We start from the raw sequence: 13,571 nt of genomic DNA on the forward strand, positions 1-13,571 counted from the left end.
TGCCACGAGTTGCCCGGGCCTCAGCGCAACCGGAACAGGACCTCACCGGCGTTGGGTACCACGAAGCTCCCGGCGGCCCGTTCGGCGTCCAGGTCGATCGTGGCCGGGTCCAGGTAACCGAGGTTGGCGGCGTGGCAGATCTCTTCGGGGATCCCGGTCGCGAGGGTCACCCGTACCCGGAAATGCTCTTCGTTCGTCGAAAGGTCGTAGGTGCCGGCGCCGCGCAGGTGGGTGGAGTGGGCCAGGGTGCCCCAGTGGTGGTGCTTGAAGCGGTCCCACTGCTTCACGAAGTAGTCGCGGCAGTGGTAACCGATCTCGACGATCTCCGGGTGGCTGGTGGAGATCTCGGTGATGTGCGGTGCGTAGAGGATGACCTCGCCGCCGTCGGCCACCGCCGGCTCGAGCTTGTAGAAGCCCTTGGCGCCGGTCCAGATGTCGTCGTACATCGCCGGGACCAGCGAGATCACCCGGTGCACCGGCTCGTCGAGGTAGTGCACGTGGGTGGCCGCGCAGACCTCGGCGGCGTCGGCCCAGGCCGAGATCGTGTCGCCGAACGAGATCGAGTGCAGGTTGAGGCTGCCGGCCTCGCCGACCGCGCAGAACGACAGCTTCTCCGCCGGCACCAGGGCCGCGCCCTCGTTGATCAGCGCCCGGACCGGGGTGACCGCGGTGGTGCCGATGATCTCGGCCGAGGTGATCAGCGCGCCGATCCAGTGCGAGACGTCGATGATCTCCGGCCCGGCGACGCCGGGGAAGAAGTACTTGTTGCCGCCGGAGATGCCGACCACCTCGTGCGGCAGCACCGGCCCCACCACCAGCGCCACGTCGTGCTCGACCACCGCCCGGTTGAGCAGCACGGGGACGTCCATGGTGAGCCGGCCCTCGGACAGCTCGGCCAGCCGCGCCGCCGGGATCGTGCCCAGATCGGCGAAGCTCTCCGGCCGCCACCATTCGTGGTTGAGCACGGTCATGCCGGGATAGGTCGCCTCCAGCGCGCCCTCGGCGAAGCCCAGGTGCCGGGCGATCGCCGCGTCGCTCATCGGCTGGTGGGTGCCGAGCGCGATCAAGGTGGTCATCCGGGTGACCCGGCCGGCCAGGGCCGCGTGCACGGCGCCGAGGAGCAGCGGGAGCGGACAGGTGCGGGTGCCGTCCGGGACCAGGATGCAGACGCTGCGGCCGTCGAGGTCGACGGCGTCCAGCCTGCCCCGGATGAAGGCCCGCACCTCGTCGTCGGTGAGCACCCCGGTGGCGCCGCCGACCCGAACGGCGGGCCGGGTGCCGTGAACTGTCGTCATGGAACCAATCTCCCGCCGAGGGCAACTGGCGGCAACTCGTGGTCCGCCGGGGCGGGCCGCGCCCAGCATGTGCTCATGACGCTCTCCCCCGACCGTTTGCTCCCGGCGGATCCGCAGGTCCGGGCGATCGCCCGCCGGCTCTACGCCGCCACCGCCACCGCGCCGATCATCTCACCGCACGGTCATGTCCCGGCCCGATGGCTCGCCGACGACGTGCCGTTCGGCGACCCGGCGTCCCTGCTCATCTCCCCCGACCACTACGTGTTCCGGATGCTGCACGCGCAGGGCGTCCCGCTGGAGCAGCTCGGCGTCGGCGGCCACCCGCTCGACGCCGCCGGATCCCGCCGCGCCTGGCGGCTGTTCTGCGAGCAGTGGCCGGCCTTCCGCGGAACGCCGGTCCGGTTCTGGATGCGGAGCGTGCTCGCCGAGGTGTTCGGGGTGGCCGAGCGGCCCTCGGCGGACACCGCCGACGCGATCTACGACCAGGTCGCCGACGCGCTGACCCGGCCCGAGTTCCGGCCCCGCGCGCTGATGGACCGCTTCCGGATCACGTTCCTCGCGACCACCGACGACCCGGCCGACGACCTGAATCCGGCCTCACGTGCCACGCCATAGATGGTCGGGCCGTCCGCCATCGAGTCAGCGTACGCGCGATGATCGGGCGGAGACCCGCAGCTACGAGAGGAAGTTCGATGGATCTGAACGCTGATCTCGGCGAGCTCACCGAGGCGGCCGGCCAGGTCGGGGCGTCGCTGGCCGGTGTCCGGCGGCTGGGCGTCGCCTTCTCCGGCGGCGTCGACTCGGCCGTCCTGCTCGCGCTGGCCGCGCGCACCCTCGGCGTCGACCGGGTCCTGGCCGTGCTCGGCGTCTCGGCCAGCCTGGCCGCCGCCGAACGCACCGGCGCGCACCAGGTGGCGGCGTTCATCGGCGTTCCGGTCGTCGAGGTGCACACCCGCGAGGCCGACCGGCCGGCCTATGTGGCCAACGGGCCGGACCGCTGCTACCACTGCAAGGACGAGCTCTTCACCCGGATCGACGCCGACCTCGCCGAGCGGCACGGCCTGGACGCCGTCGCGTACGGGGAGAACGCCGACGACGCCCGCCGGCCCGACCGGCCCGGGTCGCAGGCCGCGGCCGAGCACGGCGTCCGGCGGCCGCTCGCCGAGGCCGGGCTGGGCAAGGCCGACGTCCGCCGGCTGGCCAGGGCGATGCGGCTGCCGTGCGCGGACAAGCCGGCCGCGCCGTGCCTGGCCTCCCGGATCCCGCACTCGATCACCGTCGACCCGGGCAAGTTGCGGCAGATCGAGGACGCCGAGGCCGCTCTGCGCGGGCTGGGCTTCACCGACTCCCGGGTCCGGCATCACGGCGACGTCGCCCGGGTCGAGCTGCTCCCGGCCGACCTGCCCCGGGCGGTGTCCGATCCGCTCCGCGAGCTGATCCTGGCCGGCGTGCGCGAGGCCGGGTTCCGGTTCGTCGCGATCGATCTGGCCGGCATCCAGTCCGGCGCCTTCACCCTGCCGCTGCTGGCCACCCGGCATGGCTGACGGCTGGGTGCCGCCCCGGCCGCTGCACGAGCTGGCCGACCTCGACCACGACCGCGCCCACCGGCGCGGCTATCCCGAGGCGGTCTACTGCGAGGGCAAGTCGGTCGACCAGGTCCGGACGATCGCCCGCGCCATCCGCGACGGCGCTACCCTGTTCACCAGGGCCACGCCCGAGCAGGCCGAGGCGGTGCGGGCCGAACTCCCCGGCGCCTTTCACGATCCGGAGGCCCGGTTGCTCGCCTGGCCACCGGAAGCGCCTCCAGCGGCCGGTGGGCTGGTCGTCGTGGTCGCCGCGGGCACGTCCGACCGGCCGGTCGCCCGGGAGGCCGAGCTCACCGCCGGCTACCTCGGCCGGCGTACCCAGCTCGTCGTCGACGTCGGCGTGGCCGGGCTGCACCGGCTCGTCGCCCGCCTGGAGCTGCTGCGCGAAGCGCGCGCGGTCGTGGTGGTGGCGGGGATGGATGGTGCGCTGCCCGGGGTGGTCGCCGGGCTGATCGCGGTGCCGGTGGTCGCGGTGCCGACCTCGGTCGGCTACGGCGCCGCGTTCGGCGGCATCGCCGCGCTGCTGACCATGCTCAACGCGTGCGCACCCGGTGTGGCCGTGGTCAACATCGACAACGGCTACGGCGCCGGGCACCTCGCGGCCCAGATCGCGGCGCCGGTCAATTAAGGCTTGAGATGCCGGCCAGGAAGATGTCCACCCCGGCCAGGAACTGTGCGCGGTCGTCGTGCTCGCGCAGCAGCGCCGCCGACTCCCGCGCGAGCGGATCGTCGTCCTGCTCGGCCCAGTCCGCCGCGAGGGCGTCGAGGTAGGCCCGGCGGGCGGCGTCGTCCGGGGCCTGCCGGGCGCCGGAGGCGTGCTGGGCGGCCGCGCCGAGCACGTAGTTGACCAACGCCGACCCGGCGTCGGACCGGGCTTTTCCGGTGAGGCCGAGACGGTGCAGCGACGCACCGATGCCCGTCCAGATCCGGCGGACGGCGGGCTGGAACGGGTCGCGGGACAGCTGGGCGCCGACCCACGGGTGCCGGTCGATCGCGTCGAAGATCCCCAGCGCCAGCGCACGGATCGACTCCCGCGGGTCGCCGTCGCCGGCCAATCCCGCGAGCACCCCGTCGGCCGCCGCGGCGAGCAGCTCGTCCTTGTTGGCGACGTGGTGGTAGATCGCGCCCCGGCCGGTCGCGAGGTGGGCCGTGACCGCCCGGAGGGTCAGGCCGTCCTCGCCCGCGGCGTCGAGGATCTCGATGGTCGCGTCGACGATGCGCTCCCGGGAGAGCGCGTCGCTGCGCCGGCTGGTCATGCGGATCATCTTGACACGTTTGGACCGGCGGTCCAATACTCGAAAGCAATGGACCGCCGGTCCAAAATTCCGACAAGGGGAACCCCATGACCACTCCCGTCACGGTGATCGGCGCCGGACTCGGCGGCCTCACCCTCGCCCGGGTCCTGCACCTCCACGGCCATCCGGTCACCGTCTACGACGCGGATCCCTCGGCCGCGGCCCGCACCCAGGGCGGGCAGCTCGACCTGCACGAGCACGGTCAGCTCGCCCTGGAGATGGCCGGGCTCACGGCTGAGTTCCGCGCGATCATCCACCGGGGCGGCGGCGCGCAGCGGGTCCTCGACCAGCACGGCACGGTGCTCGCCGAGGTCGACGACGACGGCTCGATGGCCCGGCCCGAGGCGCTTCGGGGCGACATTCGGCGGATCCTCCTGGAATCACTGCCGCCCGGGACCGTGCGATGGGGCAAGAAGTTGATCTCGGCGGCGGGCCGCGGACGTCACGAACTGACCTTCGCGGACGGCACGACGGCCATGTCCGAGCTGCTGGTGGGCGCCGACGGCACGTGGTCGAAGGTCCGGGCCCTGGTGTCCGGCGAGAAGCCCGTCTACGCGGGCATGAGCTACGTCGACACCTACCTGCACGATGTCGACGAACGCCACCCGGCGGCGGCCAAGGCGGTCGGGGACGGCGCCATGTATGCCCTCGTCCCCGGCAAGGGCCTCCTCGCCCACCGGGAAGCCGGGAACATCATCCACGTGTACGTCGTCCTCCACCGCCCGATCGACTGGTTCGACGGTGGAAGGCAGCGGATCGCGGCCGAGTTCGCGGGATGGGCACCCGAGCTGATCTCGCTGATCACCGACGGCGAGACCGCGCCGGTCGTGCGCAGCATCTACCAGCTCCCCGACCGGCATCGCTGGCCGCGGACCCCGGGCGTCACCCTGCTCGGCGACGCGGCCCACGTGACCGTGCCCGGCGGCGAGGGCGCGAACATCGCGATGCTCGACGGCGCCGAGCTGGGCGAGGCGATCGCCGCCGACCCGTCAACGGCCTTTGCAGCGTACGAGGAGGTCATGTTCCGCCGCGCCGAGGCGGAGGCGATCGCCGCCCGCGAGACCGTCGACCTGATCTTCGGCGCGAGCGCACCGCACGGCCTGGTCAGCCTGTTCAGCTGACGTCGGACAACGTCCGGAAGTAGGTGCCGTCGGTGAGGACGGTGTCGACCGTGCCGGCGACCGCGGCGGCGGTGGCGTCGGTGCTGGCCTGGCGGGCGATGACCGCGTCGATGTTGCTCTCGTTCACCGCCAGGCCGGGCGTGTAGTACCAGCCCTCCGGCAGCGCCTTGCCGTCCTTCGCGTGCTGGGCCTGCAGCCGGCCGGCCACCGCGCCCTTCACGAAGTGCTCGGGCGACACCAGCACCAGCTGGCCGGCCTTCACCGCCGCGAGGGACTTCGGGTCGAGGTCGAACGCCCCGGCCGTCCAGGTCGCCTTGGTCTTGGTCTTGATCGCGGCCAGGTTCCAGCCGTCGGCGTCGCCGGTGCCGAGGAACGCGATCGCGCCCTTGTTCACCTCGGTGAGGGTCTGCCAGGCGGCCAGGTTGGCGGTGGTCTCCTGCTTGGTGTCGAACGGCCCGATCACGGTCACGCCGGGCAGTTTCGCCTTCAGCTCGTCCCGGATGCCCTTGGCCCGGCGGTCCAGCACCTTCACGCCCGGCGCCGACGTCCCGAGGATGATCTTGCCGGTGGCGCCGGCCGGCAGCTTCGCGATCGCCTCGTCGGCCAGCATCTTGCCGAGCAGGTAGTTGTCGTTGCCGACGAACAGCTTGACGTTCGACGCGGCCAGCGGCGGGTTGTCCACCGCGATGAGCGGGATGTCGTTGCGCACCGCGTCGGCCATCGGCTGGCTGAAGATCTCCGGCGACAGGGTGAAGACCGAGATCCCGTCCTTCACCCGGGTCTTGAGGTCCTGGAACATCTTCAGCTCACCCTGGCCGTCGACGATGTCCGGGCCGACCACCTCGCCGGTGACCCCGCCGACGTGGGCCACGCCGGCGGTGAAGCCCGCGCCCATCTGCAGGGCGAAGCTCAGCTGGGTGTTGGCCACCACGAACGCCACGTGCGGGGTGCCGCCGCTGCCACTGCCGTCGTTCTTGCCGCAGCCGGCCGGGAACAGGGCAAGCAGAACGACGACAAAGACGCAAATAAGAGGTTTTCTCATGGCAGCCTCATTATTAGAGCGACCCGAGCGTCGCTGCTCGCGAATTCTCAATCCGGCCACCGCCCGGCCGATTCAAGCCGGGCGGAAGAGGGGGTACGAGGTGATCAGCAAGGCAGTCCGCAGCAAGGTGATGGCGCGCACCGCCGTCATCGGACTGTCCCTGGGCGTCACCGCCCTCGCCTCACTGGCCGGCTACAGCATCAACGGCAACGTCGACACCACCCGGCACGTCCGGGAAACCGGCATGCAGAGCGACCAGTGGGGTGCCCTCACCCTGAACGTCAGCATCGAGTACGAGATGCTCGGCGACTACCTGCGGGCCAGCACCGACGTCGGCCGGCAGCCGCTGCTGTCCGCGATGGGCTCGGCCACCGGCAACATCGCGTGGCTGGCCAAGAACGGCGACGAGACCGACCAGGAGCAGGCGGCCGACGTCGCCGACTCGTACGCCGCCTACACCCAGACCCTGCACGAGCTGGTGGACGCGGACGCCCTGGGCGAGCGGGAGGCCGTGGACTCCCTCGCCCTGCAGGCCAGCCTGGCCGCGTCGACCCTGCGCAAGAGCGGCATCGCCCAGGTCGCCCGCAAGCGCCTGGACATGGACCAATACCTCCTCGCGGTGGACGAGCGGAACAACAAGACGCTGGTGGCGGCGGGGGCGATCGTCGCGGTCGACGTCGTGCTGCTGGTCCTGTGCGCGTCGCTCATGATCGGCCACCAGCGGCGGATCGAACGGCAGGCGCAGGAGAGCAAGTACCGCGCCGGCCACGACGGGCTCACCGGGCTGGCCAACCGCTCGCTGCTGGCCGAGCACGTGGACCGGACCCTGGCCCAGGCGGCCCGCGGCGGCGACCCGGTCGGCCTGCTGCTGCTCGACCTCAACAAGTTCAAAGAGGTCAACGACACCCTCGGCCACCACGCCGGCGACCTGCTGCTGATCGAGGTGGCGAACCGGCTGGCCGACGCCGTCCGCGAATCGGACACCGTGGCCCGGCTCGGCGGTGACGAGTTCGCCGTGCTGTTGCCCCGGGTCGGCTCGACCGACGCCTGCCTGGAACTGGCCCGCCGGGTGCTCGACGCGGTGCAGGGGCCGGCCGAGCTGGACGGGGTGCGGGTCGACATCAGCGGCAGCATCGGCGGCGCCGTCTATCCGCTGCAGAGCGCGAACTCGGCCGAGCTGCTCCAGCACGCCGACATCGCGATGTACACCGCCAAGCGGAACCGCTCCGGCACCGCGATGTACGACGCCGAGGCGGACAGCCACAGCTCGGAGCAGCTCGGCGTGATCGGCGAGCTGCACCGGGCGATCGCCGGCGACGAGCTGGTGCTGCACTACCAGCCCAAGGTCGCGACCGGCACCGGCGAGCTGGTCGGGGTCGAGGCCCTGGTCCGCTGGCAGCACCCGGTCCGCGGGCTGCTGCCGCCGGGCGAGTTCATCCCGCAGGCCGAGGACGACGAGATCATCGTGGCGCTCACCGACGCCATCCTGGAGATGGCGCTGGTCCAGCACCGGACCTGGCGGGACGCCGGCGTCGAACTGCCGGTGGCGGTCAACATCGCGGCCGGCGGCCTCTACGACAACGCGTTCCCGGACCGGGTCGCGGCGGCGCTGGCCCGGCACGAGGTGCCCGGCGCGATGCTCACCCTGGAGATCACCGAGACGTCGATCATCACCGACCCGGCCGAGGTGCAGACGATCCTGGACCGGCTACGCGACCTCGGCGTGAAGCTGTCCATCGACGACTTCGGCACCGGCTACTCGTCGATGGCGTACCTGCAGACCATGCCGCTGACCGAGCTGAAGATCGACCGCCGGTTCATCGGCAGCGTGCACGAGTCGCCGAGCGACGAGGCGATCGTGCGGGCGATCCTGGAGCTGGCCCGGGCGCTCGGCCTCAAGGTGGTGGCCGAGGGCGTGGAGAGCGCGGACGCCTTGGCCCTCCTCGAAACGATGGGCTGCCCGTTCGCGCAGGGCTACCACATGTCCCGGCCGCTACCGGCCGGCGACGTGCTCACCTGGGCGGCCGGCCGGGTCGGCGTGCCGGTCAATTCCTGACCGGCCCCAGGTCAGCGCGAGGATCACCGCGCGCTGACGCGGCTCCCCGATCGGCAGCTGACGGCGGCCGGCCCAGGGTTCGACCGGTCCCAGCAGACGCACCTCAAGCACAGCACTCCCGGCGAGAACAGACATCCACCAGCAACGATCCCACGAGGTGTCGATGTGCCGGGACGGGGTATTCCCGTGTGGATGCTGAATGGAGTGGCGAGCGGAGAGGACGGTGCGCCCGGGGTGACCCGGCGTGTGGTTCGCCTGTTCGTGCTGCTCAGCCTCGCTTTCGCGGCCTATCTCGCGCTCTGCCTTCTCGATCATGGCGCGCGGGCCGACACGGGGTCGATCGGCGACCTCGGCGCAACGGATCCGGTCGCCGCGGTCAAGACCATCGCCACGAAGGCCGCCACCGAGCCGAAGTCGATCATTCCTGAGGCGGCCGCACCGAAGGTCCACACCGAACGGACCCACCGGCCGACGATCAAGCCGCCCAAGGTCCAGGCGCCCAAGGTTCAGACGCCCAAGGTCCAGGCGCCGAAAGCTCCGGCGCTGAAGAAGGCCAAGGCGTCGAGCGCCCGGGTCGGCGAGACGGTCCGGCGGGTGCAGGTCCGGACGTCGAAGGTCGGTCAGGCCACGTCCGATGCCGTCCATTCGACGGTGGCCCCGGTCCGGGCAGCAGCCATCCGGCTCCCTTCCGTGCCCGAGCTGGTCAAGTTGCCCGGCCTGCCGAGGGTGGAACTCCCGGCCCAGCTCCAGCTGCCGTCATTACCTCCGCTGCCGTCGTGGACCCAACTGCCGTCGTGGCCTCAGCTCGTCGTCGGGCCGCAGCTTTCCGCGGTGCCGCAACTGCCCGGCCTGTCGCAGGTCACGACGCCGGTGTCGCCTAGCGCATCCACGCCGCGCCCGTCGCTGACGCCGGCGTTGTCCGCGCAGGCGGGTCCGCTTCAGCAGCCGTCGTTCCGTGCGCCGGCAACCGGACTGTCCGGCGTGGTGAAGCCGCCGGCGACCCGGACCGCGCCGCCCCCGGCGCCGCCGCGGCAGCCGGCCGACCCGTCGACCACCCCCGGACAGGCACGCGACGCCGGGGGCGGCAGCGCGCCGGCGATGGGCACCGTTGCGTCGCCCTGGCGGCCCGAGGTGACGGCCACCGGCCGGCTCCTGGCCACCGATCTGATCGTCCGCGGGCGCACCGTGCGCTACGCGGGCCCACCCAGCTGAACAACCTCCCGCAGGGATCCGGAAACCGGCCGGTCTACGTCCGGCCGTCCCCGAAGCTTTGACCCTGGCTGGGAGGCCAATCGTGATCCGCATTCTGCTTGTCGAAGAGATGAATCTGCTCCGTGGCGCCCTCGCCGCGATGATGTCCATGGAGGAAGACCTCGAGGTGGTGGCCGAGCTGGCCACCCTCGACCAGGCGCCGGCCATGGCCCGCGCGGTGCCGCCGGACGTGGCCGTGATCGGCGCCGCGCTGCTGGCCGGCGACGGCCTGGCCACGATCGCCCGGCTCACCGCCGAGCAGCCCGGCTGCGCCACCCTGCTGCTGGCCGGCCCGGACGACCCGGCCCTGCTCAACCGGGCCCTCGACCTGCGCATCGACGGCGTCGTCGGCACCCAGGCCGCGCCGTGCGAGCTGATCCGCGGCATCCGCCGGCTGGTCCGCGGCGAGCGGGTCATCGACGCGAGCCTGGCGGTCGCGATGGTGGCGGCCCCGCGCAGTCCGCTGTCGCCGCGCGAGCTCAACGTGCTGAGCGTGGCCGCCTCCGGCGTTCCGTCCACCGAGGTGGCCGCCGAGCTGCACCTGAGCACCGGCACGGTCCGCAACTACATCTCGGCGATCCTCCGCAAGACCGGCGCCCGCAACCGGCTGGAGGCGGTCCGCCTCGCCGAAGGCGCCGGCTGGCTGTAACAACGGCCGCGCAGCCGCACCCGGCCGAGATGACGGCCGCGCAGCCGCACCTGGCGGGGTGCGGCTGCGCGGGCGTTACCAGCCAGAGAGCTGACTCGGGTCAGAGCTGGCCGAGCAGTGCGAGGATGGCGTTCAGGAGGGCGGCCAGTCCACCGGCGGTGGGGGTGCCGTCGAGCAGGTGGGTGATCGCGCACAGCAGGTTGCCGAGCAGGTTGCCGGCCGCCTGCACCGCGGTGATCACGAGGTGCACCTGGTTGAGGTCGACGACCAGGCCGAGCAGGTCGAGGTGCAGTGGCCCGAGCACCAGGTTGAGCACCTGGCAGGTGACCGCGGCGACGGTCACCGGCATGCTGACGGTGCGGGTGACCTCACCGATCGGTGCACCGGACACGTCGCTCACCGTACCGGTCAGCACGCCCGTGGCGAGGACCTTGTCACCCTGCGTCGTGAAGGTCGTCGGCGTGAAGGTGCCGGCGAAGGAGCCGTTGTCGGCCGTGCCGGTGACCGGCGTGGCCAGGGCGGTCACCGGCGGCGCGGCGGCCGCGGCTCTGGGGGCGGCACTGGCCGGGCCGGCCCCGGCGAAGCCGAGTCCCAAGGCCGCGATCACTGTTACGGCGATCATCGTTAGTCGTTGGCGATGCGTCATCGTTAACTCCTCTGATCCTGATCCGTCCCGCTTCGGTGTACCTGGACAAGCCTTGCGGCCGGGGCGGGCTCGGCGCAGTGAGCGGAGTCAGCGGAACAGCTGACGTTTGTCATGTTTCGAGGGCGGCCAGGAACTCGTCGGCCCGGCGGGCGAACAGGTGGGCCTCCCGCTCGGCAGACAGCCGGCGGGCCTCCTGCGCCGCGGCCCGGACCACCGACTCGTCGCTCGCGTCGAGGCCCTCCAGCACGTCGGCGACCCGCAGGTGCAGCGGGCCGAGGATCCGAACGCGGACGGACCCGCCTGACGACCTACTCAGCCGGCGGTGAAGACGGTCCGGGTCTCCACATGGCGGAAGCCCATCGACGCGTAGAGCGGCCGGCCCATCGCCGAGGTGTGCAGGTAGGCCGCGTCGGCGCCGCCGGCGAAGGCGTCGGCCAGGATCCGCTCGGTGAGCGCCCGGCCCAGGCCGCGCCGCCGGTGGGACGGGACCACGCCGACGTTGAACACGCCGATCACGTCGCCCGCCCGCATCCCCAGCGCGGTGCCGACCGGCCGGCCGGACTCGATGGCCAGGTAGCCGCTGAACGCGGCATGATCGAGCACGCCGCCGGCCATCATCGAGCCGAAGACCGCGACCGGAGCCTCGAAGGCCTCGGCCAGGATCGCGGTGTAGGTGCCGGACTCGGCCGCCCCGACCCGCCGGATGACCGCCTCCGGATCGCGGAACGCCACGTCGGCGGCCGCGCAGGCGAGCACCGTCGTGTCGGCGCGCACGGTCCGGCCGTGCCGGGCGGCCAGCCCGGCCACCGCGTAGCTCGCCGCGCCGCGGACGGTGATCGACCAGGGCACGTCCCGCGCGCGGACCGCGACCGCCATCGTGTCCAGCGAAGCGGGGTCCGGGTCGAGGGCGACGCTGTAGGCGCCGTTCAGCGCCGCGATCGCCGAGCCGCTGGTGGCCGCGCGCGAGGTGCCGCGTTCGGCGTACCAGCCGTCCGGGGTGTTCCGGGACAGTGTCGCCAGCGACGCGAAGTAGGCGGCCGCCATCCGGTCGGCGTTCACGCCGCCTCCCCCGCGGTGTATTCGAGCGCGGTCGCCGGTCGGCCGTACTCCCGGTCGAACCGATCCTCGCCGAGGGCGGCCACCGCGGCGGCGCGGGCGTTCGACAGCTCCTGGGCGTCGTCCGGGTCGGGCACCTGGCCGAGGGCGGCGTAGGCACGGTCGGCGAACCCGATCATCCGGGCGGCCCGCGGGTGGTCACCCTCGGCCGAGGCCAGCGCCGCGGCCGCGACCCCGAGGTAGGGCACGAAGTCGTCGTAGCCCTCCCGGAACACCCGGTCGCGGCCGGCCACGAACAGCTCGCGGGCCCGGTCGAGGTGACCGAGGTGGAGCTCGGTGAAGGCCAGGTTGTGGTATTCGGCGTTGACCAGTTCGGGCTGGCCCAGTTCCTCGTTGAGCTCGATGCTCGCCCGGTAGAGGCCGAGCGCCCGGGGGTAGTCGCCGGCGAGGCGGGCGATCGCGGCGAGCACGTGCCGGGGCCGCTCCTCCAGCCGCCGGTCACCGGCTTCCAGCGCGACCGACAGCGCCGTCCCGGCCAACTCCGCGGCCCGCGGCAGGTCGTCGCCGCGCAGCGACACCCGGGCCAGGGTGTACAGGCCCTCCACCTCGCCGGCCGGGTCGCCGGCCGCGCGGGCCCGCTCGATCTCGGCCTGCGCCATCCGGGCCGCCTGTTCGTTGTCGCCCTGCCGGAAGACGGTCCGCAGGCTGCCGTCGGTGTCCGGCAGCAGCGAGGTCACCACCTCGACGTACGCGTCCGGCTCCTCGTACTGGGCGAAATGGCCGCTGTTCTCCAGGATCACCAGGCGGGAGCCGGGGATGCCCCGGTGGATCATCTCCGCCCAGACCGGGCCGCAGATGAAGTCTTGCCGGCCGGTGAAGATCACGGCCGGGGCGGCGATCGACGGCAGTTCGGGGCGCAGGTCCACGTTCCTCGACGGGAACGGCGCGGGCCACGCCCGTACGCTGGAACGAAGCTCTTGAAATTCGGCTTGCCGGCCCCAGTAGTCGGCGAAGTAGAGCGGCAGGCCCAGGCGGAGAACCTCGGTGGCCTCCGCGTCGGTCGTCGCGACGTCGAACGCCTGCAGCGCCGTCACCACGTCGGCCGCCTCCGGCACGTCCGGATGCCGCTGCGCGTAGGCGAGCGCCGCCGCCGTTTCGGCCGCCCAGAACTCCGGATCGGTGGTCGGGGTCGCGCTGTAGAGGGCGAGACCGGCGACCCGATCGGGGTGGTCGATGGCGTAGCGCAGGGTCACCAGGCCGCCGTGCGAGTGACCGAGCAGGTACACCCGGGGCACCGCCAGGTGATCGATCAGGGCGGCCAGGAACTCGGCGTACGTGTCCACAAAGGTCGCCCCGGCCGGAAGCGGCCCGGATCCGCCGGTGCCGACCGGCTCCGGGTAGACCATCGTGAAGTGCTTCTCCAGCTCCGGCGAGCGCAGGTAGGCGTAGTCGACGCCAGGGCCGCCGGAGTGGGTGATCAGCATCGGGCCGGCGCCGGCGACGTGGTAGACCTGCCGGGTACCGGCGTGGATGAGACTGTGCGTGCCCAAGCGGCAACTCCCTCGTGCGAACGG

The 13,571-nt window shown here is 72.5% G+C and carries 14 protein-coding genes; 7 read left to right on the plus strand and 7 right to left on the minus strand.

Annotated elements, in window-relative coordinates; genetic code table 11:
- Window positions 1-20: 20 nt before the first annotated feature.
- Window positions 21-1,295 carry a lactate racemase domain-containing protein gene (locus Adu01nite_RS08100; protein ID WP_203725903.1) on the minus strand — a complete coding sequence of 425 codons (1,275 nt, stop codon included), beginning with the start codon at window positions 1,293-1,295 and terminating at the stop codon, window positions 21-23.
- A 75-nt stretch (window positions 1,296-1,370) separates the two neighbouring features.
- Between Adu01nite_RS08100 and Adu01nite_RS08105 the strand changes: the two genes are divergently transcribed.
- The 3 genes from Adu01nite_RS08105 (at window position 1,371) to larB (ending at window position 3,509) form a co-directional block, all read left to right on the plus strand.
- Window positions 1,371-1,910 (plus strand): glucuronate isomerase, encoded by a 540-nt coding sequence (locus Adu01nite_RS08105; protein WP_203725904.1) that lies wholly within the window; start codon window positions 1,371-1,373, stop codon window positions 1,908-1,910.
- A gap of 77 nt (window positions 1,911-1,987) precedes the next feature.
- The gene (larE, locus tag Adu01nite_RS08110) at window positions 1,988-2,839 is read left to right on the plus strand and encodes an ATP-dependent sacrificial sulfur transferase LarE (protein ID WP_203725905.1); all 852 of its coding nucleotides are present in this window, start codon (window positions 1,988-1,990) and stop codon (window positions 2,837-2,839) included.
- Window positions 2,832-3,509: a nickel pincer cofactor biosynthesis protein LarB gene (gene larB / locus Adu01nite_RS08115; protein ID WP_203725906.1), complete on the plus strand. Its 678-nt coding sequence runs from the start codon at window positions 2,832-2,834 to the stop codon at window positions 3,507-3,509. The genes larE and larB overlap by 8 nt, the downstream gene beginning before the upstream one ends.
- Here larB and Adu01nite_RS08120 read toward each other — a convergent pair.
- The gene (locus Adu01nite_RS08120) at window positions 3,502-4,137 is read right to left on the minus strand and encodes a TetR/AcrR family transcriptional regulator (RefSeq protein WP_239132223.1); all 636 of its coding nucleotides are present in this window, start codon (window positions 4,135-4,137) and stop codon (window positions 3,502-3,504) included. The genes larB and Adu01nite_RS08120 overlap by 8 nt on opposite strands.
- Before the next feature lie 86 nt (window positions 4,138-4,223).
- Between Adu01nite_RS08120 and Adu01nite_RS08125 the strand changes: the two genes are divergently transcribed.
- A complete protein-coding gene (locus Adu01nite_RS08125) occupies window positions 4,224-5,297 on the plus strand; it encodes an FAD-dependent oxidoreductase (RefSeq protein WP_203725908.1) in 1,074 nt (357 codons plus the stop codon).
- Here the strand turns inward: Adu01nite_RS08125 and Adu01nite_RS08130 are convergent.
- A complete protein-coding gene (locus Adu01nite_RS08130; RefSeq protein WP_203725909.1) occupies window positions 5,290-6,339 on the minus strand; it encodes a sugar ABC transporter substrate-binding protein in 1,050 nt (349 codons plus the stop codon). The two genes, Adu01nite_RS08125 and Adu01nite_RS08130, sit on opposite strands and share 8 nt — an antisense overlap.
- Window positions 6,340-6,439: 100 nt before the next feature.
- Here Adu01nite_RS08130 and Adu01nite_RS08135 point away from each other — a divergent pair, with 100 nt between their 5' ends.
- The 3 genes from Adu01nite_RS08135 to Adu01nite_RS08145 all read left to right on the plus strand — a co-directional run bounded on the left by Adu01nite_RS08135 (window position 6,440) and on the right by Adu01nite_RS08145 (window position 10,295).
- The gene (locus Adu01nite_RS08135) at window positions 6,440-8,395 is read left to right on the plus strand and encodes a putative bifunctional diguanylate cyclase/phosphodiesterase (RefSeq protein ID WP_203725910.1); all 1,956 of its coding nucleotides are present in this window, start codon (window positions 6,440-6,442) and stop codon (window positions 8,393-8,395) included.
- Window positions 8,396-8,599: 204 nt separating this feature from the next.
- On the plus strand, window positions 8,600-9,607 hold the full coding sequence (locus Adu01nite_RS08140) for a hypothetical protein (protein WP_203725911.1): 1,008 nt from the start codon (window positions 8,600-8,602) through the stop codon (window positions 9,605-9,607).
- 82 nt (window positions 9,608-9,689) lie between these two features.
- Complete coding sequence (locus Adu01nite_RS08145) at window positions 9,690-10,295, plus strand: response regulator transcription factor (RefSeq protein WP_203725912.1); 606 nt, start codon at window positions 9,690-9,692, stop codon at window positions 10,293-10,295.
- 100 nt (window positions 10,296-10,395) lie between these two features.
- Here the strand turns inward: Adu01nite_RS08145 and Adu01nite_RS08150 are convergent, their stop codons facing one another.
- From Adu01nite_RS08150 to Adu01nite_RS08165, 4 genes are all read right to left on the minus strand, one after another.
- A complete protein-coding gene (locus tag Adu01nite_RS08150) occupies window positions 10,396-10,917 on the minus strand; it encodes a hypothetical protein (protein WP_239132224.1) in 522 nt (173 codons plus the stop codon).
- Between the two features lie 133 nt (window positions 10,918-11,050).
- Window positions 11,051-11,188: a hypothetical protein gene (locus tag Adu01nite_RS08155; protein WP_203725914.1), complete on the minus strand. Its 138-nt coding sequence runs from the start codon at window positions 11,186-11,188 to the stop codon at window positions 11,051-11,053.
- Between the two features lie 65 nt (window positions 11,189-11,253).
- Window positions 11,254-12,000, minus strand: coding sequence for a GNAT family N-acetyltransferase (locus Adu01nite_RS08160; RefSeq protein ID WP_239132225.1), 747 nt, complete (start codon window positions 11,998-12,000; stop codon window positions 11,254-11,256).
- On the minus strand, window positions 11,997-13,547 hold the full coding sequence (locus Adu01nite_RS08165) for an alpha/beta fold hydrolase (protein ID WP_203725915.1): 1,551 nt from the start codon (window positions 13,545-13,547) through the stop codon (window positions 11,997-11,999). Before Adu01nite_RS08165 ends, Adu01nite_RS08160 begins: the two co-directional genes overlap by 4 nt.
- Window positions 13,548-13,571: the final 24 nt, after the last annotated feature.

Origin of the sequence: Paractinoplanes durhamensis (genome assembly GCF_016862175.1) — a bacterium.
Lineage (GTDB): Bacteria > Actinomycetota > Actinomycetes > Mycobacteriales > Micromonosporaceae > Actinoplanes > Actinoplanes durhamensis.